The organism is Novosphingobium taihuense (assembly GCF_007830315.1).
Lineage (GTDB): Bacteria > Pseudomonadota > Alphaproteobacteria > Sphingomonadales > Sphingomonadaceae > Novosphingobium > Novosphingobium taihuense.
This window is the reverse complement of the sequence record NZ_VLKJ01000009.1, coordinates 55,397-77,228: the sequence shown is the minus strand read 5'-3', so window position 1 is coordinate 77,228 and position 21,832 is coordinate 55,397. Positions and strand designations below refer to the sequence as shown.

General features: G+C 62.4%; 21 protein-coding genes. 7 read left to right on the top strand and 14 right to left on the bottom strand.

What is annotated here, in order from left to right; all coding sequences use genetic code 11:
- Positions 1-9: 9 nt before the first annotated feature.
- From IQ25_RS16310 to IQ25_RS16295, 4 genes are read right to left on the bottom strand one after another with little or no spacing between them, the layout of a single operon-like run.
- Complete coding sequence (locus IQ25_RS16310) at positions 10-939, bottom strand: SDR family NAD(P)-dependent oxidoreductase (protein ID WP_144907340.1); 930 nt, start codon at positions 937-939, stop codon at positions 10-12.
- A gap of 8 nt (positions 940-947) precedes the next feature.
- Positions 948-1,724 (bottom strand): thioesterase family protein, encoded by a 777-nt coding sequence (locus IQ25_RS16305; RefSeq protein WP_144907339.1) that lies wholly within the window; start codon positions 1,722-1,724, stop codon positions 948-950.
- Positions 1,721-2,668: an acyl-CoA dehydrogenase family protein gene (locus tag IQ25_RS16300; RefSeq protein WP_144907338.1), complete on the bottom strand. Its 948-nt coding sequence runs from the start codon at positions 2,666-2,668 to the stop codon at positions 1,721-1,723. The genes IQ25_RS16305 and IQ25_RS16300 overlap by 4 nt, the downstream gene beginning before the upstream one ends.
- 3 nt (positions 2,669-2,671) lie before the next feature.
- On the bottom strand, positions 2,672-3,817 hold the full coding sequence (locus IQ25_RS16295; protein ID WP_144907337.1) for an acyl-CoA dehydrogenase family protein: 1,146 nt from the start codon (positions 3,815-3,817) through the stop codon (positions 2,672-2,674).
- Between the two features lie 112 nt (positions 3,818-3,929).
- Here IQ25_RS16295 and IQ25_RS16290 point away from each other — a divergent pair, with 112 nt between their 5' ends.
- A complete protein-coding gene (locus tag IQ25_RS16290; protein ID WP_144907336.1) occupies positions 3,930-5,060 on the top strand; it encodes a FadR/GntR family transcriptional regulator in 1,131 nt (376 codons plus the stop codon).
- Between the two features lie 86 nt (positions 5,061-5,146).
- Here the strand turns inward: IQ25_RS16290 and IQ25_RS16285 are convergent, their stop codons facing one another.
- The 4 genes from IQ25_RS16285 to IQ25_RS16270 form a co-directional block, all read right to left on the bottom strand.
- The gene (locus tag IQ25_RS16285) at positions 5,147-5,941 is read right to left on the bottom strand and encodes a FadR/GntR family transcriptional regulator (RefSeq protein WP_144907335.1); all 795 of its coding nucleotides are present in this window, start codon (positions 5,939-5,941) and stop codon (positions 5,147-5,149) included.
- A gap of 99 nt (positions 5,942-6,040) precedes the next feature.
- Positions 6,041-6,964 (bottom strand): SDR family NAD(P)-dependent oxidoreductase, encoded by a 924-nt coding sequence (locus IQ25_RS16280; protein ID WP_144907334.1) that lies wholly within the window; start codon positions 6,962-6,964, stop codon positions 6,041-6,043.
- 117 nt (positions 6,965-7,081) lie between these two features.
- A complete protein-coding gene (locus tag IQ25_RS16275) occupies positions 7,082-8,122 on the bottom strand; it encodes an aldo/keto reductase (RefSeq protein WP_144907333.1) in 1,041 nt (346 codons plus the stop codon).
- Between the two features lie 123 nt (positions 8,123-8,245).
- Complete coding sequence (locus IQ25_RS16270; RefSeq protein WP_144907390.1) at positions 8,246-9,010, bottom strand: enoyl-CoA hydratase/isomerase family protein; 765 nt, start codon at positions 9,008-9,010, stop codon at positions 8,246-8,248.
- A gap of 124 nt (positions 9,011-9,134) precedes the next feature.
- On the opposite strand from IQ25_RS16270, the gene IQ25_RS16265 reads away from it, so the two are divergent.
- From IQ25_RS16265 to IQ25_RS16255, 3 genes are read left to right on the top strand one after another with little or no spacing between them, the layout of a single operon-like run.
- On the top strand, positions 9,135-10,745 hold the full coding sequence (locus IQ25_RS16265; RefSeq protein ID WP_144907332.1) for a class I adenylate-forming enzyme family protein: 1,611 nt from the start codon (positions 9,135-9,137) through the stop codon (positions 10,743-10,745).
- A 20-nt stretch (positions 10,746-10,765) separates the two neighbouring features.
- Positions 10,766-11,830 carry a phosphotransferase gene (locus IQ25_RS16260; protein WP_158637775.1) on the top strand — a complete coding sequence of 355 codons (1,065 nt, stop codon included), beginning with the start codon at positions 10,766-10,768 and terminating at the stop codon, positions 11,828-11,830.
- A gap of 1 nt (position 11,831) precedes the next feature.
- On the top strand, positions 11,832-12,617 hold the full coding sequence (locus IQ25_RS16255) for a tyrosine-protein phosphatase (protein WP_144907330.1): 786 nt from the start codon (positions 11,832-11,834) through the stop codon (positions 12,615-12,617).
- A 3-nt stretch (positions 12,618-12,620) separates the two neighbouring features.
- Here IQ25_RS16255 and IQ25_RS16250 read toward each other — a convergent pair whose 3' ends face one another.
- The 6 genes from IQ25_RS16250 to IQ25_RS16230 form a co-directional block, all read right to left on the bottom strand.
- Positions 12,621-13,166, bottom strand: coding sequence for a TetR/AcrR family transcriptional regulator (locus IQ25_RS16250; protein ID WP_144907329.1), 546 nt, complete (start codon positions 13,164-13,166; stop codon positions 12,621-12,623).
- A gap of 256 nt (positions 13,167-13,422) precedes the next feature.
- Positions 13,423-14,640 (bottom strand): cytochrome P450, encoded by a 1,218-nt coding sequence (locus tag IQ25_RS16245; protein WP_158637774.1) that lies wholly within the window; start codon positions 14,638-14,640, stop codon positions 13,423-13,425.
- 67 nt (positions 14,641-14,707) lie between these two features.
- Positions 14,708-16,003, bottom strand: coding sequence for a hypothetical protein (locus tag IQ25_RS21065; RefSeq protein WP_158637773.1), 1,296 nt, complete (start codon positions 16,001-16,003; stop codon positions 14,708-14,710).
- Between the two features lie 6 nt (positions 16,004-16,009).
- Positions 16,010-16,495, bottom strand: coding sequence for a VOC family protein (locus IQ25_RS16240; protein ID WP_158637772.1), 486 nt, complete (start codon positions 16,493-16,495; stop codon positions 16,010-16,012).
- 10 nt (positions 16,496-16,505) lie between these two features.
- The gene (locus IQ25_RS16235) at positions 16,506-17,645 is read right to left on the bottom strand and encodes a sulfotransferase family protein (RefSeq protein WP_158637771.1); all 1,140 of its coding nucleotides are present in this window, start codon (positions 17,643-17,645) and stop codon (positions 16,506-16,508) included.
- Positions 17,646-17,650: 5 nt separating this feature from the next.
- On the bottom strand, positions 17,651-18,664 hold the full coding sequence (locus tag IQ25_RS16230) for an alcohol dehydrogenase catalytic domain-containing protein (RefSeq protein ID WP_158637770.1): 1,014 nt from the start codon (positions 18,662-18,664) through the stop codon (positions 17,651-17,653).
- Between the two features lie 118 nt (positions 18,665-18,782).
- Between IQ25_RS16230 and IQ25_RS16225 the strand changes: the two genes are divergently transcribed.
- The 3 genes from IQ25_RS16225 to IQ25_RS16215 all read left to right on the top strand — a co-directional run bounded on the left by IQ25_RS16225 (position 18,783) and on the right by IQ25_RS16215 (position 21,828).
- Entirely contained in the window at positions 18,783-19,853 is a 1,071-nt protein-coding gene (locus tag IQ25_RS16225) for a helix-turn-helix transcriptional regulator (protein ID WP_144907324.1), read from the top strand.
- 169 nt (positions 19,854-20,022) lie between these two features.
- Positions 20,023-20,895, top strand: coding sequence for an SDR family oxidoreductase (locus IQ25_RS16220; protein WP_144907323.1), 873 nt, complete (start codon positions 20,023-20,025; stop codon positions 20,893-20,895).
- A 132-nt stretch (positions 20,896-21,027) separates the two neighbouring features.
- A complete protein-coding gene (locus tag IQ25_RS16215; RefSeq protein ID WP_144907322.1) occupies positions 21,028-21,828 on the top strand; it encodes an enoyl-CoA hydratase/isomerase family protein in 801 nt (266 codons plus the stop codon).
- Positions 21,829-21,832: the final 4 nt, after the last annotated feature.

Genomic DNA, 21,832 nt, shown 5'->3' with positions numbered 1-21,832 from the left:
CACACTCCCTCAAATGGTTTCTTCGATTGCAGCCTCGCTCCAGGCCCAAAGCAGCTTTGCTGCAACGGGATCGATCGCCCAAGGCTTCACGCCATCGCTCCTGCCTGGCTCATTGAGAGCCGCCACATCGCAGTTTTCGAGGTAGAGCCCGCCTAGCCCTTCGAGTTCATGTCCCAGCGCCGCCCAGATGCTTGTCGCTGCGCCCTGTTCGGGGGTTTTCCAGGTGAATTGCCTTGCCGACGCTGCATCGACGCCGAGCGCCTTGCGTATCTCGTCTGTCATCGACCGTCCAAGATTGGTCTGGATGGCGCCGGGCATCAACGAGAACGCGCGGACCCCGTGTTCCCGGTATCGTCGGTCCAGCTCGACGGCGAACAGTGCGTTGGCTGTCTTTGATCGTCCATAGGCCTTGATCGGATCGTATTGCTCCGTCTCGAAGTGCGGGTCATCGAAATCGAAGGCGCTCCAGTGGTGCCCGGACGAGGAGACCGATACCACGCGTGAGCCACCTGCCTCGATCAGGTCCGGCAACATCAGTGTCGTGAGGTGGAAGTGCCCCAGATGGTTCACGCCAATCTGCGCCTCGAACCCTTGCGCGGTCCGTGCGAATGGGCACGCCATGATCCCGGCATTGTTGATCAGGCTGTGCAGTGGCTGGCCTTTCTCACGCGAGACAAAGGCCTCGACGCTGCGCAAGTCGCTCAGCTCCAGCGCCGATGCGTATGCCTTTCCACCCGCCGCGGCGATACGGTCGAGCACGGGCTCGGCCGACACCGGGTCCCGCACCGCGAGCACGACCTCGGCTCCGACACTGGCGAGCGTAACGGCAGTCTCCACGCCAATCCCGCTGTTTGCGCCGGTCACGATCACCCGCTTGCCGGAAAGATCGTGTCCGGCTGCCACTTCGGCGGCGGTGGAGGTTGCTCCGAAAGGCGACATCACACGGTTCAACTGCTTGTCCGATCAAAGAACAGAGTCTGGTGAGCATGGCCGATGTCTCCGTTCAGATCGGCCAGCGATGTTGCGACCACACCTATGCCGTTGCCGGATGATGCAGTGCGCGCGGCTACGCGAATCCACTCGCTGCGCGGCATGCGCGCGAGGTGAAGGCTGATGTCGACGTTCGCAAATGACCATTCGCGCCAATCCATGACCGACGAAAGGCCGCTTCCGAAATCGGCAACCATCGCCGCCGTAACCAGCGGCGAGATCCGCATGCCTCGGACGATCTCGCCAAGGAACCGCGCCCAGACGACGCCGGGGCCCAGCACTTCGAGACCTCCGGATTCCAGCCGCGTCTCGATGATGTGCCCGAACCGGGAGCGCTTGCCGTTGAGTGTGGGCAGTCCCTCCGGTGCGAGCGGGTGGATGGCTTCAGCCAGCGCCGGTGCCTCGGCTTCGCGCACGCGCAGGGCGGTCGCGCGGATCGTCGGCACGCCATCCGCGAGGAGTTCAACTTCCAGCAGTTGCAGCTTCCGGCCCTCGCGCAGGGGGGTGACGCGCGCCGAGATCGGCCCCATCGGCGTCGGTCGCAGGATGTCTAGCGTCAGCCTGGCGGGCACCATCGCCACCGGCGCCGGCGCGCGCTCCCACAGGTGTGCGACGAGTCCAGCCAGTGCGACGCCGTTCTGCCAGCGTCGATCCCACGGACCGAGCGCTAGCACACTAGGAGTGAAGACGCCTTCGCTCTCTTCGTAGAACCATGTCGGCAGCGCCCCGGTCATGCGGCGCTCGCGTCAGGCCAGATCAGCTCAGCTGCCGAGGCGGCCTGCCTGCTCCAGCCGCCAAGCTCTCCCACAAGCCAGCGCAGGCGGAAGGTCCAGAAATGCAGCGCGTGCTCAAGCGTCATGCCCAGCGCGCCATTGAACTGATGGCAGTCATAGACGACCTGCAGGATCGAGCGCTGGGCGTGCAGCGCGGCGAGCGCAGCATCGGCCGCATCGCCACTCCACGCGGCCTTGAGCGCAAGCCAGCGGACACCCTCGGCACGCACCGCGTCGATCGACAGCCGGTGCTGCACCGCCTGGAACGATCCGACAGGACGTCCGAAAACCATGCGCTGCTTGACGTAGTCGTTGGTGAAGTCAATCGCGGCGCGCAAGGCCGCGCCAGCCTCGAGTGCCAGGCCGAGCCGCCACAGCCGTTCGAGTTCGGCGCCACGCCCGGCCAGCCGCTCGCCTGAGGACAGGTCAGGCCCAGTGGCCAATCTCCCGAGCGGCCAGGCATAGGGACCGTCAAGCGGAATGACGTCGAGATCTCCTGCACGCAGAAGAACCGCGTCCTCACCGTCCAGCACGATCAGCGTCTTCGCCGTATCAAGGAAGCGCACGCCTCGCGTCAGGTCTTCGGCGCGCGCGACCGCTACTGGGCGAGAGAGCGACCGTCCGGCAAGCAGCGGGCCGATCAGAGCCGAGCCCGCAGTTTCGACAACAAGCGGTGAACGGCCGCATTCGGCAACCAGCAGCGCTGCCTCAAGCGCCCCGCAGCCCTCCGCCAGTGCCACATCCAGAAAACCGCCCGCCTCCAGCGCGCATTCAAGCCCAACGCCCCGCGCCCATTTGACTGCCGCGACAACGCCGTTTTCGGTCGGCATGGCGCAGTTGTCGTCGACCATGCGGGCCAGCGCAGCCAGCAGCGCCTGCTGTTCGGGTGTGAAGTCGAGATCCATCGCTCAGGCTCCTCGCGGCAGGCCCAGGTGTCGACCCGAGACCATATTGAGCTGCACTTCCGCAGCACCCGCTGCGATGCCGGCGGTGATCGCTGAATTGAATTGGGCGCGTGCGTGACCATCCGCACCGTCGATCAGGAGGTCGGGCAGCCAGGTCGAGGTGATGTTCGCAACCGCGTGGTCAGCCTCGATCATCGCATAGCGCGCGAGATAGGTCTCTGCCCCCGGCTCGCGCTGCTTTGCGCGACCGTCGATCACCCGGTAGGTCAGCAGGCGCGCCGCCTCGACCAGCGAGCGCGCCGCGGCGCATTCGGCACGGCAGACCGGATCGTCCCACTGGCCGCGCGCCTTGAGGATGCCGACGAGATGATCCAGCCCACGCGCCGACTTTTCGTAACGCGCCGCGCCGATGCGCTCGTAATGAATGATCGTCTGGACGATTGCCCAACCGTTGCCTTCCTCGCCAAGCAGGGCGTCGGATGGAACGAAGGCGTCGCTGAAGAACACCTCGTTGAAATCCCATTCCGAATGGACACCGCGGATCGGGCGGATTTCGATGCCCGGCGTGTCGGTTGGGATGAGAAAGCAGCTGACCCCGCCCTTGCCCTTCCCGCCAATCCGGGCAAGCAGGAACATGATGTCTGCGCGCGCGGCATAGGATGTCCAGACCTTCGAGCCGTTGAGCACGTAGCCACCGGGCACCGGGTCTGCGCGGGTCTTCATGTTGCCAAGGTCCGTACCGGCCTCGGGTTCGGAAAAACCCTGGCACCACAGAAGCTTTGCCTCAGCTATTGCACGGAGGTACTTCTGCTTCTGTGCCTCTGTGCCGAATTTCATGATCGCCGGTCCGGCCCAGTTGGCCCCCAGGTAGAGCGATGAGCGCGGCTCACCGAGCGACCACATTTCCTCGCTGATGACGATCTGCTTCCAGGCATCGGCGTCTTGACCGCCATAGGCGCTCGGCCAGTGCCGCACCACCAGGTCGCGGCGTGCCAGTTCAGCGTTGAAGCCACGCGCATTGTCCATGACCTGCGGGCTCGCAGGCCCGTGTGGCGCGTAGTTTTCCCACCAGTCCCGAGGCAGGTCAGCGATCACCTCGCGCAACTCGGCGCGATAGGCTTCGTCGGTTTCGTCCCACGCGAAATCCATCGTGCATCCTCCTATTTGGTATACTTATTGAACTGATAGCTCATCATGTCAAACCCCCTTCACATACGGTGCCGCTTGGCAAACCACGCTTTTGACGCGACAAGGGCCGCCGATGGCTGCGGTTTCCCTCCCACTTGCCGGTGCAAAGCGACGACGGCGCAAGCTGGGCGAAATCGTGGCTGAACGGATCGTCGCTGACATTGTCCGACGTGGCTGGCCTGAAGGAGAGATGCTTGGAACCGAAGCGGACTTCATGGACCGTTATCGCGTTTCCCGCGCGACCTTCCGCGAAGCCATGCGGCAGATCGAAGGCCTGGGTGCTGCCGCAATGCGGCGCGGTGCTGGCGGCGGACTTGTTGTAAAGGCACCGCCAAGGGACGGGATCGTTGCATCGTTACGCACCTGGCTCAGTATGGCGCAGGTGTCTTCAAATGCGCTGGTTGATGTCGCCGAGGTGCTCCGGCGCGCGCAGAGGGTCGATTTGCACGCCGCTCCGAATCAGGCGATCGCGCTGTTTCTCGCTGCTGTCGAACCGGCCGGAGGGAACAAGCAGGAGCCGGCAAGGAAGCTCAGCGAGTGCGTTGCCCAGCGGATCATCAAGGACATCGACACTGCAGGTGCCGCACCAGGCATAAATCTTGGCAGCGAAGACGAGTTGCGGATCAAATATGGTGTCAGCCGCGCCGTGTTGCGCGAGGCGCTTCGCAGCCTCGAACTCCATGACCTCGTCAGGGTAAAGACGGGTGCTCGGGGCGGTGTTCTCGTTCATGCGATCGATCCCGGTTACACGATCGAGATCGCAAGTACCTGGCTGCACTATGCAAGACTTCCCGTTACCCATCTGTGGGAGGCCCATTCGTGCCTCGCGGAGGCGGCGTTCAACCGGTTTGCCTCCCATGCGTCACAGGCCGACATCGCCGATCTGGAACGCGCCTTCACGCGCCTCGCCGATGCCTCGGCCAGCCATTACCTCGTTGCCGCCAACGCGTTCCACGAAATCATCGCGGAGCGGTGCGGCAATAGTGCGATTGCGCTGTTCGTCCGGATCCTGCTGAAATTCGGACCCGAGGTGGTGCCGCAGCCGGACCCGGCGTTTCTACCACGGATCAAGAACGCGCACGCGCTCCTGCTGGCAGAGATCAAGGGTGGGCGCCCGGAAACGGCGACAGCCACGTTCTACGAACTTTTTCAGCATGCTCGTCGCTGGCTCGAAGGGATCGAGCGCCAGCAAGGACGGCGATGACGGGCAACTCCCGTGTCCGGCAGGCACGTGAAACCATGGTTCGTCGCCAGCCGTGCGGGAAGCGACGAGACAGGCCTTCCGGCGCTTTAACCGAGCAGTTCGACAACCGAGTCGGGACCGATCTGGTCTAGCCAGACTTTGCCCGCAGCGATCATGTGTGCCTTCCAGTGCGCTTCTGCTCCAGGCCCGTCTTCGGCTTCGATCAGGTCAACGAGCTTGGTGTGCGATTTGAGACCGAACCGGAGGCGGCGCTTTGAAAACTCCGGATCGATGTCGGCTTGCCGACGCTGCGCCAGTAGAAGGTGCTCGTCCACCAGCCCGCGAAGCGCTTGGGCAACCATGATCAGGGTCTGGTTCCCGGCGAGCTCGATCATGGTCTGGTGAAACTCGGCAATCCGCCGCGATACCGCCATTCGATCGCTGATCAGCGCCAGCTCGATGTCGATCAGCCCACGCAGGACCGGCACGGCCGCCTTGCTGTTGCGCTCGGCCACCATGCGCGCAGCCGGGGGCTCTATCAGAGTGCGCATCTCGTAAAGATCGCCAATCGTGACACCCTTGGCTTGAAGCGTAATGCCGGCCGCGCGTGCGATCATCTCGTAGTTTGGTGAGGAAATCCGCGCCCCACCCCTCGCCCCGCGCGACACAGTCACAAGGCCTTCGGACTCGAGAATGCGCACAGCCTCCCGGATCGTCGGACGCGAGACCTCGAACTCGGCTATGAGGTGCGCTTCTGCAGGGAGCGTGTCGCCGTCCTTCAACTCTCCGCGGATGATCCCGTTGCGGATCTGCCGCGCGACAAGCTCTGCGGTCTTGGGGACGCGCACCGCCTCGGCGTTGCTGCGCGTCCCGGTTGGAATGTCGGCGAAGCCTTTAGACAATGTATATTCCTTGCAAGAAGGCACCCTTGTTATCCACCGGGGCCGAAATTACAAGCTCCGGCTCCCTATGCCGAACTCATTGTGCTCGCCTTAATGCGGTTATTTGCCCGTGTAGCGGTTCCGCACATCGTATGTCAGCGCCGCCGTGACCATGGGATCGCACAGGCCTTCGAATGTCCAGCCCTCCGGGGCGAACTGGCTACGGATCAGTTCAGGCTCCTGTACCAGGGCAACATGACCACCCACGATATACACCTCCCGGCCGCTTAGGTTTGCCGAATGCGGCGCGCAGAGCCAGGCGATCACGGAAGCAACGTGCTGAGGCTGTGAATCGACGCCGTGCGAAAGCAGCCAGTTGTTCGATATGGGCGGGATGTGCAGCGTTTGTGTCTGGTATGCGATGGTTTCCATCACTTCGGGGATGCCCAGATTGGTGCCGCCTGACATCGGCCGAACCACGTTTGCGCGCACGCCGTACTCGCCAAGCTCGCGCGCCACGGCCCGCGTCATGCCTACAACGCCCTCCTTGGAGGCACAGTAGTTCGCCATGCCCCAGTGCCCGAAGCCGGACGGCGATCCCATATTGACGATAGCTCCACCTTGCTTTGCCAGATGCTCGGCACCGGCGCGGATCGTGGCAAAGTAGCCCTTGAGGCTGACATTCAGCACAAGATCGAAGTCTTCTTCGCTCATTTCGGTGATCTTGCGCGGTCGGATGATCCCGGCATTGTTGATCAGGAAATCAAGTCGACCATAGGTGTCCATCGTGCATTCGATGAGCGCCTTGCCGCCTGCCATCGACGCGATGCTCGAGGTTTCGGCCACGGCTTCTCCGCCAGCAACCTTTATCTCGTTGACCACGGCTTGGGCAAAGCTGGTGTCGCCACCGCCGCCTTGCGGGCCACCCCCAAGATCGTTGACGACGACTTTGGCGCCTTCACGCGCCATCAGCAACGCTGCTTCACGGCCGATTCCGCGTCCCGCTCCGGTGATCGCGACGACCTGGCCTTCAAACACACCCATCTCCACCTCCTCAATTCTGAAAGTTTTTGGTATTATTAATTTATACGATTGTCCAGCGCTCGCTCGCTATTGCTCGTGGCCGAGCCCAATCATGCAAACCTACATTTAGGTTCGTTATCAACGACGAGCGTAATACGGGAACGGGGTTTCGTTGCGCTCGCCGCCGTAGATCCGGTGATGCGAATAAGGATAGCGCGGCCTCGTCTGGCTCGCGCGGTCAAGCAATTCCATCTCGGCGTCACTGAGTTGCCATTGCTGCGCGGCGAGGTTTTCGGCGAGTTGCGCTGCGCCGCGCGCTCCTATGAGTACCGAACTGACGCCGGTGCGACGAAGCAGCCAGTTGATCGCAACTTGCCCATGGGTCACTCCGGAGCGCGCCGCGACGATCGTGTCCATCGCGGCAAGGACAGCGTCCCCGCGCGGAGTCTGGTATGCACGTATGCCTCCGCCTTGCTCAAGCCGGGTAGGCTCGCTTCGCTCTTTGCGGAACTTGCCGGTCAGGAATCCTTGCGCGAGCGGGCTCCAGATCAGCGCCCCCACTCCTTGATCGATTCCACAGGGGAGAAGCTCGTCCTCGGCCTCGCGGGCCATCAGCGAATACTGTATCTGCTGGCCAATGAAGCGGGCCTGATGCGTCTTGTCGGCTGCGGCAAGCGCCTTCATCAGGTGCCAGCCGCCATAGTTCGAGCATCCGACATATCGTACCTTGCCTGCGGTGACGAGATCGTCGAGGGCGCGCATCGTTTCCTCGATCGGCACGCGGCCATCCCAGTTGTGGACCTGGTAGAGGTCGATCCAGTCGGTCCCCAACCGCTTGAGACTGGCTTCGCATGCCTCGATCAGGTGTCGGCGCGAAAGACCCATGTCATGCGCGTTGCGGCCCATGCGGCCGAAGGCCTTGGTTGCCAAGACCACATACTTGCGGCGCGTCCCCAGGGCCTCGCCCAAGATCTCTTCCGAGAGGCCCTCGCTGTAGACGTCGGCGGTGTCGAACAACGTGACACCGGCATCAAGGCACATGTCCACCTGATGCCGCGCATCCTCTCCGCGTGTGCCTCCCATGGTGGCAAAACTGCTTTGACCGTCACCGAATGTCATCGCGCCGAAGCCGAGAACAGAGACCTCCAGACCACTTCGCCCGAGAAACCGAGTTTGCATGCCTACTCCTGTAATCCGAAATGGAATGGACCGGGCTCTGTGCCGGATACCGTCGTCTTCGCGACTGCAGATCGGACAAGATCCGTACGAGCGCTCCGCACAGTTTGTGGTCGGCCGTGCATGTCAGCCAGCCTCCTGTCCGCCCCCCACCGCCGCCCCCGGAAACGATGCCCGGCGAGTGGCTGCATCGCGGTCGAACCCGGCGTTGCGCATAACCTCATGATCGATTCCCTGCGCCAGCCGCATCCCGTCCGTGTCGTACACCAGCCGCTTGTTTTCGGCGTTCGAATGCGGACTGATCGCCAGGATCGCTTCTGCGTAGTCGGCCAGCGCAGCATCGAGTGCCCCGTCGACAACACACAGGTTCGCGAGGCCGGCACGCTCGGCATCGACCCCGGTGACCGGACGACACGTAACCATCATCTCGATCGCGCGCGCCGAGCCGACGCGGCGCGGCAGGCGCTGCGACATGCCCCAACCCGGCACGAGACCCCATTTGCCATGGGTATCGGCAAAGCGGGCGGTTTCATCGCAGATGATGAAATCCGCCGCCAGAGCCAGTTCCAGCCCGCCGGTAAAGCAGGTTCCGCGCACCGCGGCGATCACCGGCTGCCTCAGCTTCGAGAGCAGTTCGAGCGTGTGGACTTCCTTGCGCAGCCAGCCCAGTGCATCGGCATGGGGCTTTTCGCCAAGACCGTGGCCCGCGCAGAAATGATCGCCCTCTCCCCTGATGACGACCAGCCGGACCGATGAATCAGATTGCAGCGCGACGACATGGCCTCGCAGGGCCCGAAAGAGCTCGCGATTGATTGCATTGCGTTTTTCAGGACGATTGAGCACGAGGGTGGCAACGCCGCCCGCGTCATTGCGCAACACCAGATCGCTCACCCCATCCCTCCCTGTTGCAGTGACCCTTGGCACGAGGCACTTGCCGAATAACATCATAATCATATAAAGCTTAAATGTCAGCCGGAATTGTCCGGGGCCAGGTAGAGGATTGGGCGGCGCGAGCATGAAGGACGAGGACTTCGCCACGTATGGGCTCCAGCCGCCGCCAGCGCGGATCGATCCCCCCAACAGCCCTCGAGACGTGGCGGAAATCCTCGACCGGGCGATTGCCAGCGCACCAGATGCAGAAGCGCTGGTCGAGGCCTCGCAGCGAATGACCTTTGCCCAGGTCGGGTCCGCGGTCGAGTCTGTGACCACGCTGTTCGAGCAAGCCGGCCTCAAACCCGGAGACCGAATCGCTGCCTCGCTCGGCAACACCTGCGATCTCGTCATCGCCTTCTTCGCGGCGATGCGCCTGGGAGCGGTGTGGGTGGGGATCAACAAGATCCTCCCTGCGGGCGACAAGCGCTACATTCTCGATCACAGTGGTGCAAAACTGCTGCTGGCCGATGCGAGCATCGCAGAACAGATCGACAGCCTGCGCGGCGAGCTGTCCGCCCTGGCGCATGTATGGGTGATCGACGAGCCTGCTCGGGACGGCGGCTGGCACGCGGCAAGGACCATGGAATCGCAAGCCCGCGCGTCACGGCCGCCGGTCGATCCATATGCCCCTGCCGCTATCATGTACACGAGCGGGACCACCGGAGTCCCGAAAGGGGTGGTCCACAGCCAGCACAACATGGTGGTCGTTCCGGCCGCCACGTTCGCCCACGGCATCCTTTCGCCCGATGCTTCACGCGGCGCGGCTCTGCCTCTGACCATCACCAACGTCATGATCCTCGGCCCGATATCGGCCTTCTTCGCGATCCGACCGTTCAAGTTCGGTCCATCCACGAAAGTCGCGCCATTGGTCGAATGGCTTCACGCAGAGCAGATCGGCCAGATCGCATTCGTGCCGACGATGGTCTACGATCTTCTCCAGGCCGGGCTCGACCTGCCACCGGGGCTGTCGCTCGGGGCAGGCGGCGCACCATTGCCGCAGGTCATCCGCGAGGCCTTCTTCAAGCGTTACGGATTTCACATCGGCACCAGCTACGGGCTTACCGAAGCACCCACGGTCGTGGCGATATCGGGCGATCAGGTCACGCCAGACGGTGCCAGCGGGTTGGCTGTGCCGCACATGGACGTAACAATCCGTAGCGAAGATGGCCTGGTCCTTCCCATCGGTGAGACCGGCGAGGTCTGCTTTGGTCCCGTCTCCGAAGGTCCATGGGCTGGAGTCTATACACCTCCGCTGGGATACTGGCGCGAGCCCGAGCGCACTGCAGCGCTGCTTCGCGGCGGGGTGGTCCACTCGGGAGACCATGGCCGGCTCAATGACGAAGGATGGCTGACGATCGCAGACCGCAGTTCCGAACTGATCCTGCGTGGCGGCTCGAACGTATATCCTGCCGAGATCGAGCGCATTCTCCATCGGCACGATGACGTGGCCGACTGCGCCGTGGTCGGTCGGCCTGATCTCAGGATGGGCATGTTGACCGTAGCCTGCGTACTGCCCGCACGGCCCGGCATCGACGCCGACGCCTTGCGAGACGAACTGCGCGCACTCTGCGCCGAACATCTCACACGGTACAAGATCCCCGATGAATGGCGGTTCTTCGAGGAATTCCCGCGCAATGCGATGGGCAAAGTGGTCAAGCCAAAATTGCGCGAACTGGTAGCGCCGACAAACTGACGGGAAGAGGAACGATAACGATGCAGATAAAATCAAGGCTGCCGCAGCTTGTCGAGGAACTGACTGCAGATTGGCTGACAGAGGTACTGTCCCGCGATTATCCGGGGACCGTAGTGACAGAAGCCCATGTCGGCACGGTGATTTCGGGCACTGCGACGAAAGTCCGGCTGCTGCTCACCTACAACGCCGCTGGCCACAGTCACCGTCTGCCGCCTACGATGTGGATCAAGGGAGGTTTCATCCGGCACGACTACTCGTACGACAATTCGTTCGTGAACGAAGCCCGTTTCTTCGGCACCTGGGCGCGCGAACTTGAGATCAATCTTCCCAAGGCCTACTGGTCGGGTTGGGAAGATGGTGTTCAAGGGCTGGTCCTGCTCGAGGACCTCGCCGCCCGTAATGCCACATTCGGCAGGGCCACAAGCCTGATCTCGATTGACCAACAGGCACAGGCGCTCGACCTTCTGGCCAAGATGCATGCCAAATGGTGGGAATCGCCCGAACTGAAGTCTCTCAAGAACTTCTCGAAAGCTTGGGAGGCAGACGGCGACATCGTCATGCAGATGCTGCGTCCGGACTATTTTGACGCCTGTATCAACGATCGCCGCTGCGCCGCCTATGTTGGCCCGTACCGCGATCGTGAGCGGGTCATGGCAGGGCTGCGCACGCAGTGGGCGCGAGGATGCGAAGTGCCGCAGGTGTTCAGCCACGCCGACGCACATCTCGGTAACATGTTCTTCGAACCTGACGGCACGCCCGGCTATCTCGATTGGCAATCGTGGCAGGAAGGTCCTTACATGCACGATGTCGCCTATTCGACAATCGGCAATCTCAAGGTGGAAGACAGGCGCCACGCCGAAAAGGATCTGCTCGCTGGTTATCTTGCAGCGCTGTCTGCCTACGGCGTTGCGAACCCACCCTCTTTCGAGGACGCATGGGCCGCTTATCGTCGCCACGCGATGCATGGGTTCATGTGGCCGTTCACGCCAGAAGAAATGCAACCGCTCGACATCGTGACAGCGGAGGGCGACTGTTTTGGCGCGGCGGTCATGGATCTTGATACCTTCGGGGCACTGGGCGTCTGACGTGATCAGCTATTCGCAACCACGGATGATTGCGGTCCGCGGTGCCCGCAACTTCCGCGATCTGGGGGGTTATCCGACTGAGGACGGTCGGACGGTGCGATACGGCCTTGCCTATCGCGCCGGCCACCCCGGTGATCTGTGTGAAACGGGCATCGCTGAATTCGCGGCGCTCGGCATCGGTGCCATCGTCGATTTGCGCACCACCGAAGAGCGTGAACACCTCCCCTACCCCGCACGAGCCTTGGGAAAAGCGCATTACTGGGCCTGTGACTACGCACTCAGTCGCGGCGACATTGTCGCGATGCTCAAGGACTGCGCAACTACGGCTGATGATATGCGTGAGCGCATGCGGAGCAATTATCGCCAGCTACCCGATGAGCAGCACGCTGCTATCAACGCAACGCTCCAATTCCTGCTTGAAGGCATGACTCCGGTGCTGATCAACTGCACCGCAGGCAAGGATCGAACGGGGGTAGTGGCTGCAATCGTCCTGGCCGCGCTTGGCGTTTCGACCGAAGTCATAAGTCATGACTATGCCTATACCGAAGTCGTGCAGGATCCGGGCCAGGCGCTGTTCCACTATGATAGCGATGGACCGTTCGCATACATGCTCGATGTCCACCCGGAAGTGATGCGAGCGATGATGGGTTCGCATCCTGAAAACATCGCGGCCATGCGCCACGAACTGGTCACACGCCACGGCTCGATGGAGGGCTACCTGCTCGAACGGCACGATCTCGACGAGGTCGCGCTACGGGGACTGCGAGCGCGAATGCTCGAAGGCTGAGCGTCAGCAGCCAACTGCTCGGCAGAATAACTCGACCTCGAGTTCGGTCATCGCGAGCATTTCTGCGGGATCGCGCGCCGCCGTACCAAGCCCGCGCACCGCAAAGACCAATCCTCGAGCCAGATCTTGCGGCGATGCGGGCAAGTGCTTTGCGCCCTCCTCGATAATCTTCGCAATCCGCTCCTGCAGCGCACGATAGACTTCGACCACGACGGGAAAGGCAAGATCATCCATGTCACGCGCGTCGGGCGTGTTGCACTTGAGTTCGAATACCTGGACCAGCCACAGGCGGCACGCAGTCAACAGCTGGTCCCGCAGCGACGTGCAGGTGCTGAGCGCGGCTTCGATCTCTGCCATCCTGATGCGATTGAGATCGCGAACGCTGGCCTCAAACACCGGTTCCTTTCCGGGGAACAGAAGATAGAGCGCCGGTCGAGAGATATCGGCCGCCTGCGCGATCTGGCCCATGGTCGTCCGCGTGAACCCATGGCGCATGAACTGGTCGGCTGCTGCCGCAATTACCCGCTCTCGTTTGTCCTCTGCCGCCATTGTCCGAACAACTCCGTACCATCCTGCCGGGCGCAGGCCCCATCTGCGAACTAACACGATTACAATTTTTGTCAGTCCGTCAATTCGGCAGGCAATGGGCGACGGCAGGCTGGGCCGCAGATCTAGGTTCCGCGAACCCCTTCCAAACCGGCGCGGCTCTTATGGTGCCGTCCCGTTTGGCGCATGGCGGGTCGACGCGCTGCGCAGCGGCGCGCCGCTGCACAAGGCACGCCGACCTTGAACCCGTCCAACCAGCTCAGACCGGCCAGACAAGGCATAACTCTTTGAGGCTGTTGCCAATGCCGCACCTGGCCTTGGGCTCGGTATCAGGCTCGATCGAGAAGTCGGGTATCCTCGCCAGCCACTCTTCGATGAACAGGCCTATCTCTCGCTTGCCAAGTCGGTTTCCCACGCAAGTGTGCGGTCCGATGCCGAAAACCAGATGCTGCGGAGCCTTTCGCTGGAAGTCGACGGTCAGCGGGTCGGGCGTGACACTGTCGTCCAGTCCGGCCAGCGGATACATCAACATCACGGATTCGCCGGCCTTTATCGCGACACCGTCCAGCTCGACATCGTCGACTGCAACCCGCGCGATGTTGCTGACCCCGTAACGGCGCAGCATCTCGTTGATGGCATTGTCGATGCGCTCGGGATGTTCGATCAGTTCCCGCCGGTGCGCAGGGTGGCGGGCGAGATGCGCTGCGGCAAAACCGATCGAGATTGCGACCGTGTCGAGCCCACCGGAGATTGTCAGCAGAGCGAGGCTGAAGATCTCCTCGTCGCTCATCTTCCTGCCCATGACTTCAGCCTTGAGCAGGGAACTGATGAAATCGTCCTGAGGATTTGTCCGGCGCAGCTCGATCTGCGTGCGCACGTAGTTTCCGAGGCTGGCCCAAGCCGCCTGCTGATCGGGATCATCTGGGCTAAGCTTTCCAGCAATTCCAAGAAGATAATCGAGATCTTCGCGAGGGAGATTCACCAATACCATGAATGCGACGACCGGCATTCTGGAAGCGAAGTCAGCCATGAACTCGCAGCGGCCTCTGGGCTTTATCTCCTCGATGATCGCGATTGCTGCTGCCCGTGCTTCTTCGGTCACACGCCTTAGCGCTGCCGGTGAAAAGAACGGCTCCATCAGTCGGCGATACTTGGAATGTAGCGGCGCGTCGGCGTTGGTCGGTATGAGAAACGGAGCGGTTCCTTGTGGGACGAAGATGTCGCGGCTCGAAAAGCGTGCTGGATCAAGCGCTACCTTTCGAATCCCGTTCCAGCGCGTCAGGACCCAGTGTCCCCCGTTGCGTGGTGTCCAGAAGATGGCGGGGTGACGATCCTGCCACGCCCGCCATTCTGCGTGGATATCGGGGTAGGAGCGCCCCGCTTCGCCGGGGCCGACGTAGAGATCGAAGTCGTGGACCAGCGACGCCGGAACGTGCGCAGGCTTTTCGACGACAGGCAGTTCAACGGTTGCGCTCATGACAGAAACCCTTTCGCGTATCCGAACCACTAGACTTGCAGACCTGCTGTTCCAGAACGCCTGCAACTCACCACTTCTTGCGGAACTGGGCGCCACGGAAGCGTTCGAGCAGGCGCTCCTTGCGGGTAGCCTCGTCGACAACGGGCGTTCCGGTGGGAAGATGGTCGCGCAGTTCCGAGAGCTTGATCCGTTTGATGGTGGGGTGCGGGGCAGAACTGGCCTGATACCACCGGCCCTGGACAACGCCCTTGAACCGCCCCGCGGTGTCCAGCCAGTTCGGCACGCCGGGGTCGACATTGCAGATCACCGCCCGGAACTTGCCGTCGCGGTAGCGCTGCGCCTGGAAGCCGTTGAGGCTCGACTGGCACTTGTCCCACTCGATGGAGTTGAAGAGCTGGTCCGCCAGCAGCACCTGCCAGTACCGCACGCGCTCGGGGACGTCGGTTTCGAGCAACAGGCACTCACCTTCGGCAAACTCGAACAGGCCTTCGTAATAGGTCTGGTCCTTGAGCCCGCCGATGCTCGCCCAGTCGTTCAACGTCACCGTGTTGACCGGATTCTGCCTGAGCGTCTGTACAAAGTGAACGAACAACTTGGCATAACGCTCGGGAAACCCGGCAAGACGTTCCAGGCGATAGGCAATCTCATCGATCGGCCAGCGGCGGTAGGTGGCCGGTCCGTCGAGCCGCTCGATCGCCATCGTGCTGTCAACTTCGTTTATCCAGTCGTAGCTGGCTTCGCGTATACCGACGGTGCGGGCGTTGGGGTCAAGCTGGTAGAAGTCCCCGGTATAGCCTTCAGGCCGTTCGGGCGCGAGGATGAGGCTGAAGCTTCCGTCCTTTCCGATCGTCAGCGTGTCGAGGTCAATGTCCCCCACACTCGGACCCGGCACATCGTCCACCCCGATATAGCCCGAGCCAATGCCGATGTGGACAAATAGCGTCGTTCCGCGCTTGCCTGAAATCCGATAGGTTCCATGGCCTTCGATGAAACTCGAGCGGTACATGTAATCGGGGTTCGGCGCTGCGGATTTGATGATCGGGTTGAGGAAGGTGTAGAATACCGGATGCTGGGGATCCGAGTGAAAGATTGCCATGTAGCCCTGCGCCAGGCTCATCGCCATCTGCTGGATCGCCTCCTGCTTAAGCCAGGCATCCTGAGGGTCGATCACGTATTCCAGCGTCTTGTCGACACCCCTGATCAACTCGATGAAGCGTGGCCAATCCATCGGCACTGCAGGACTCTGGCTCATCGCAATCTCCTTGGCGATCGTAGCTCCTGCCGCTCGCGGAAACAGCAGCGGCAGGGCAAGTGTGGTGGTGGTGAACGCCCGGCGCGTTGTGGCGAAGGGTGTCGAGGGCATCGAGTTTCAGTTCTGCGGCACAGGTGCGAAGTACGCCTTGCCCCCTTCGCCCTTGAGCAGGATCAGTTCGTAGTAGTGGCCAAGCGCCCTGGTCGTGTCGATGTAGGCGTATCGCAGCGCATCGCCCGCAGTCCCTTCGGTCGAAACCGGGCAACCGCCCGCGCCAAGTTGCGCAATTATCGCGTCGAATTCCGCGTCAGTCTCTGGCTTGAATCCGAGATGGTGGAGGCGCGGACCTGCGCCCAGGTCGGGGCGCCAGTTGCTGTAGATCGATTCGACTGCCGGGTTGGGCTCAATCAGTTCGACCATCAGGTCTGCATCGGTCCATGCCAACGCGATGGCATTCGTGGGCGAGCCTTCGCCGTACAACGCCGCCATGTCCATGAGGTGCCAGTTCGACACGCCGTGCTTCGCGGCGAATTCGTCCATCCCTGCGCGGATATCGTCGACGAGATATGCGATCTGGAAGTGACGTTTGAAAAGCACGGTCATGGCCAAATCCTCACTCGAAGCCGAAGCGGTCCATGTAATCTGCAAAAGCAGCGCGGATCGGTCCCGCATCCTCGGTGGGCGGGTAGCTGTGTCCTCCATCCGACCGATCGGAATTGGCGGCGGCCCAAGTGCGCATCCGCGCCTCGGCTTCGGGCGAAAGCGTGATGCCGAAGTGATCGTAGATCGTGTGCACTACGCCCAGCGGATCACGGCGAATGTCTGGCTGCATCACGTTGACGAAACGATCAGGTACACGGTCCTGCGCGGCCATTGTGCGTTTCAATGCCTCCGCCCAGAACCAGGTTTCGCGCGCGAGGCGGCGCGGCCGGTCAATGTCTTCGCCGGTATAGGCCAACATGACGTTGCCCAGCAGGCTCACGAGGCTGGCCAGGCTCGAGACCGGGTTGCGGTGAGTCTGTACCACGCAGGCATCCGGAAAGACGGAAAGCAACGCATCGATCCCGAAGACGTGACTCGGGTTCTTCAGTAGCCAAGGCCGGTCATCGTGGAGGCCGACCAGTCGCAACATGTCCTTGTATCGAGCAAACGAAGCACGTTCATCGGCCGCAGCGAACCATGCATCATAGACAGGCACATCGATCTGGGACGGGATGTGGTTGCAGCAAAAGGACTGCGCCATCGGCAGCAGACATTCGTCCACGTCATCCGCCTGCACGCCATGCGCAATCATGACTTCGGGCGCGACTTGGGCCATCAACGCGGTCTGTTCGGTCACGGCGCGGTATTGCGGATGTGCGTCCCATTCCTCGCGGGGCGGGCGCGGCAGCGGTGCCGGGCAAATCCACTTCTCGATGCCCTGGAGTTGCGGGTCCTGGCTGAGCAGATTGTGCAGTGCGGTGGTGCCGGTCCTGGGGGCGCCTATCACCACGATCGGACGGGGAATCTCGCGCGACGCATAGCTCGGGTTTGCGCGGAAATTCGCTTCGGTCTGTAGGCGGCTGGCGAGGGCACTGACGATCAGACCCTCTGCCGCTCGGGCGTTCATCGGCGAAGGCGGCGGATCGGCATCGAGAGCCTCGAGCAGCACGCGCAAGCCTTCGTGATAGTCATTGCCACCGAAATCGGCGATCCCGCCAGCCTGCGCGCGTGCCGTTTCATGCAACTCGTCGAAGCGATCAATCCAGCGCATGCTCATCAGATCCATGGATCGACCAGCAACTTGCCGCCGCCGCCGATGCCCTTGCGGAATTGCTCGAAGGCTGCAGGTGCGGCGTCGAGACCGACCGTCTCGGTCACCATCGCTCGAGCAAGATAACCCTCCGCAGCGAGTGCGTCGGCGCAGGCTGCATAGTCCTCGCGGGTATAGATGATCGACCAGCGCATGGTGACGTCCTTCATCAAGTTCATTGCCGGTACGATGGGATCGGGCTGCATGCAGAAGCCCAGCCCCATTATCAGCCCCTGCGGTTTGACCAGATCGACCGCGCGACCAAACACGCCCGGCACGCCGGCCGCCTCGAACACCACGTCGGGTGCACCACCGAGGATCGTCTGGATATCCTCCTTCGCGCCGTCACTTTCGACCACGAACCGGGTGCCGCCCATTCCTGCTGCAAGGTCGCGCCGACGCCCACTGGAAGCGAGGAGCACTACGTTCTCGACCCCGCGGCGGCGCAGCCAGAACAATACTGACAATCCAATCGGGCCAGGCCCGATGATCAGTACCCTTGCATCCTTTTCCGGATTCGCCAGCCGCACTGCGCGGCAGCCGACCGCGAGCGGTTCGACCAGCGCGCTATCGACGAGGCTGACCGTCTGCGGCAGCCGAGTTGCTCCGCGCGCGCTGACCTTGGCATATTCAGCCAGACCGCCGCCATAACCTTGCCACTGGTTGTTGCAGAGAATGTCGATCCCGGTCCTGCACCCTTCGCAATGACCGCACCCGACGACCGGCAATGCTGACAGGTGGTCGCCGATGCGCCACCCTTCGACTCCCTTGCCTATCGCAACGACTTCGCCACCGTATTCGTGACCGAGCTGGCTGCCGGCAGGCAAGGTCATGCCATGCCCGCTCGTCGCATGCAGATCCGTGCCACAGACCCCGCAGCGCGAAACCCGGATTACCAGCTCCCCTTCGGCTGGTTCCGGATCAGGCAAGCTTGCGACCTCCAGCGGTTTTCCCACGGCGTTGAACACCAATCCGCGCATCACACTCTCCTCCGGACACGTCATCCGCCCGTTTGAAATGAGGTTACGTCGGGTATAGTTGGGGCAATACCCTCGGTTGAGGGTAATCGGGAGGAAGGCAATTCCGGAACTGGACGAGATGGCTGTGGCCGCAATGCGCGGGGTGACCACGGACCCGCCTTGGGAAGCCTTTGTCGTTCTGATGCGTGCCTATTTCGAAGGTACACACGCAAACCTGATTTTCCGTAGGGCCGATCACGAGCAGCCATTCATGACTGCGGACTTTGCCGCCGAAGTGTTGGCCGCCGGAGATCCCCATGCCTTCTACCGGCCGGCGGACGATCCGATCCCCTACTTTCGCATGACACCGCTGCGGGTCTACGGCATCGAGGAATTCATCGATGGCCAAGGCCATCCGTTTCTCGCCCAATTCCTCGCACCGCTCGCCATGCGCGCACTTATGATCGTGCGGGTCGCAGCGGATAACGGACTTCAGGCATGGCTGTCGGTAACGCGAAACAGTGCCGAAGCGTTTGGTTCGGTCGAGCGCGCCGAACTGGAGCGAATCGCAAGACTGTTCTCTCCGGCGCTGTCCCTGTTCGGCGCATGGCGCGAGGCGAACGACCAGCGCGACGCCTATGCCAGAGTGCTGCGAGCACGCGCTACCGGGCTGTTGCGTATCGACCAGACCGGCCGCGTGCTCGCGTCAGAATCTTCGACGCTTGACTGGCTTGCTGCGGAAGCGTCGATCACGCTTGAGGATGGGCGCTTGAGTGCAAGTGCGGGGTCCGATCAGCAGCGGCTCAACAAGGCGCTCGGCAGAATCTTGTCTGGTGAGAGCGAGGAGGAACTGCTCGGCCTCGAGACGAACGATGGCCGCCGCATCGAACTGCTGTTCTACCGCGTGTGCGAGGCCACAGAGCCCGCCTGGGCCAACGCTACCCGCGCAATCCTGTACCTGCGGGCCGAAGGCCGGGAGTCCCTGCCCTCACCGCAGCGCATCGCCACTCTGTTTGGCCTGACGCGCCGCGAAGCGGCGCTCGCGCTTTTGCTCAGCAGAGGGCTCACGTTGTCGCAGGCAGCACAGAATCTCGGAATTTCGGTGATGACCGCCCGGGCATATCTGCGCCAGGTGTTCCAGAAAACCGGACTTTCACGCCAGGTCGACCTGATCCGCCAGATCCAGGCGAGCATTGCCGCGGTTGCCTGAAGCCCGGCGTGCGCCGGGTCTGCGAATGCAAGCTTGCCAGCCCATATCCTTTAGATGATTATATGCAAGGCAGGTGGAGTGTCTCCGCTTCCTCCGCCCGCACGATCTGATCGTCTGCGTCTGGCAACCCTCGCGCGAAAACGGCGGCAACGATTGACGGGAGAACGATGTGACGGACCTTTCCGGCAAGCGCGCGGTGGTGACCGGGGCCGCATCGGGTATCGGGCGGGCAATTGCCGCAGAACTCGCTGGCCGAGGTGCGCAGGTGCTGCTGGCTGACGTCAATCAACCGTTGCTTGGCGAAACCGCTGCGCAGATCGGCGGTGGTGTGCTGTGGCAGGTCTGCGACGTTTCGGACCATGCGGCGGTGGAAGCGCTGGCAGAGCGCGCGCGGAGCGAAATGGGCGGTGCCGATCTGGTGTTCGCCAATGCCGGTGTCATCGCGAGTGGGCCGTTGCTGAAGATGAAGCCGGCCGAGGTCGACTGGATACTGGGGGTAAACCTGCGTGGAGCGTGGAGCACCCTTGCCGTCTTCGGTACAATGCTGGCGGAGCAGATCGAGGGCGGTCGGCTCTGCGTCACAGGTTCTGAGCATTCGTTCGGGCTGCAGCATGCCGGCGCGGGTATCTATACCGCAAGCAAGCATGCAGTACTTGGGCTTGCCGACGTGCTGCGCGCCGAACTGCCGACGAATGTGAGCATAAGCGTGCTCTGCCCGGGTCTTGTGGCAAGCGGACTGGGGCAAGGCCGGCGACCCGAAGGCATCGCGCTGCCGGGCGGTAATCCCGAATTTGTCGCGGCGATGCAGGCCCGCGCAATGTCGGCCGGACCGGTTGCGCGGGCAACGGTCGAGGGTACGATCAAGGGCGAATTCCTGATCGTCACCCATCCCCACGCAGTGAAAGCGGCGGAGCGACGCCATGCCGAGGTCGCGGCGGCCTTTGCCGCACAGGCACCCTATTCCGGTGAAGCCGAGCGCTACAGCGTCCCAAGGATCATGGCCGAGGTCTCGGCAGAGCTGAAGGCCAAGCGGTCGTCCTGACCTGTCCTGATCAATCAAGGTCCCGACCGCGATCGCGTAATCGGTGTCTTCGCCAGCATCGATGAATCAGGGCTTGCCCGAGTCACGAGTTCGATGCATGACATATAGTATACCAGTTAGGAGGATTATCGGGTGAGCGGTCGGTATTCGAAATACGTCGGTCTCGACATAACGCTTGATGGGCCCGTGCTGACGGTGATGCTCAATGACCCGCCGATGAACTCTCCATCGCCCGAGGCGCATGACGAACTTGGCCGCATCTGGGCCGATGCCTCGGCTGATCCGCAGGTCAGGGTGATCGTATTGACCGGCGCGGGCGATAAGGCGTTTTCGGCGGGGGGAAACATCAATCGCATGGTCGAACTGTGGGGCGACCGCGGCCACTGGCAGGTCGGCATGGCGGAAGCACGGGCGCTGATCGTCGGTGCGCTGGAGTGCACCAAGCCGGTCATCTCGCGCATCAACGGGCATGCGATGGGGCTCGGCGCGAGCGTGGCCCTCACCGCGGACATTACGGTCATGGTCGACGATGCGAAGATCGGCGACCCGCACGTCAAGGTGGGCTTGGCAACGGGTGACGGCGGCGCGCTGCTGTGGCCCAATCTGGTCGGCATCGTCGAGGCGCGGCGACACCTGCTCACCGGTATCCCGCTTTCCGGCGCACAGGCCGCAGCAAAGGGCCTTGTCACCGAGGCGGTGCCGCGCGCCGAACTCGATGCTGCCGTGCAGCGTTGGGTGGATGCGCTGCTCGCACTATCACCCAGTGCGGTACAGACTACGAAGCGGGCGCTCAATCTCGCGATCATCGATCAGGCAAAAGCCTACATGGGCGAGATGCTGCGGCTTGAGACCAGATCGTGGACCTCGGTCAACCATCGCGAAGCGGCCACTGCAATCGCAGAGAAGCGCAACCCCAACTTTATCGACGAATGAGAAC

What these genes read in the sequence shown, in the direction of transcription:
- IQ25_RS16310 (WP_144907340.1), bottom strand. Translation starts at nt 939, where the DNA reads ATGTCGCCTTTCGGAGCAACCTCCACCGCCGCCGAAGTGGCAGCCGGA.
- IQ25_RS16305 (WP_144907339.1), bottom strand. Translation starts at nt 1,724, where the DNA reads ATGACCGGGGCGCTGCCGACATGGTTCTACGAAGAGAGCGAAGGCGTC.
- IQ25_RS16300 (WP_144907338.1), bottom strand. Translation starts at nt 2,668, where the DNA reads ATGGATCTCGACTTCACACCCGAACAGCAGGCGCTGCTGGCTGCGCTG.
- IQ25_RS16295 (WP_144907337.1), bottom strand. Translation starts at nt 3,817, where the DNA reads ATGGATTTCGCGTGGGACGAAACCGACGAAGCCTATCGCGCCGAGTTG.
- IQ25_RS16290 (WP_144907336.1), top strand. Translation starts at nt 3,930, where the DNA reads ATGGCTGCGGTTTCCCTCCCACTTGCCGGTGCAAAGCGACGACGGCGC.
- IQ25_RS16280 (WP_144907334.1), bottom strand. Translation starts at nt 6,964, where the DNA reads ATGGGTGTGTTTGAAGGCCAGGTCGTCGCGATCACCGGAGCGGGACGC.
- IQ25_RS16275 (WP_144907333.1), bottom strand. Translation starts at nt 8,122, where the DNA reads ATGCAAACTCGGTTTCTCGGGCGAAGTGGTCTGGAGGTCTCTGTTCTC.
- IQ25_RS16265 (WP_144907332.1), top strand. Translation starts at nt 9,135, where the DNA reads ATGAAGGACGAGGACTTCGCCACGTATGGGCTCCAGCCGCCGCCAGCG.
- IQ25_RS16260 (WP_158637775.1), top strand. Translation starts at nt 10,766, where the DNA reads ATGCAGATAAAATCAAGGCTGCCGCAGCTTGTCGAGGAACTGACTGCA.
- IQ25_RS16250 (WP_144907329.1), bottom strand. Translation starts at nt 13,166, where the DNA reads ATGGCGGCAGAGGACAAACGAGAGCGGGTAATTGCGGCAGCAGCCGAC.
- IQ25_RS16245 (WP_158637774.1), bottom strand. Translation starts at nt 14,640, where the DNA reads ATGAGCGCAACCGTTGAACTGCCTGTCGTCGAAAAGCCTGCGCACGTT.
- IQ25_RS21065 (WP_158637773.1), bottom strand. Translation starts at nt 16,003, where the DNA reads ATGCCCTCGACACCCTTCGCCACAACGCGCCGGGCGTTCACCACCACC.
- IQ25_RS16240 (WP_158637772.1), bottom strand. Translation starts at nt 16,495, where the DNA reads ATGACCGTGCTTTTCAAACGTCACTTCCAGATCGCATATCTCGTCGAC.
- IQ25_RS16235 (WP_158637771.1), bottom strand. Translation starts at nt 17,645, where the DNA reads ATGCGCTGGATTGATCGCTTCGACGAGTTGCATGAAACGGCACGCGCG.
- IQ25_RS16230 (WP_158637770.1), bottom strand. Translation starts at nt 18,664, where the DNA reads ATGCGCGGATTGGTGTTCAACGCCGTGGGAAAACCGCTGGAGGTCGCA.
- IQ25_RS16225 (WP_144907324.1), top strand. Translation starts at nt 18,783, where the DNA reads ATGGCTGTGGCCGCAATGCGCGGGGTGACCACGGACCCGCCTTGGGAA.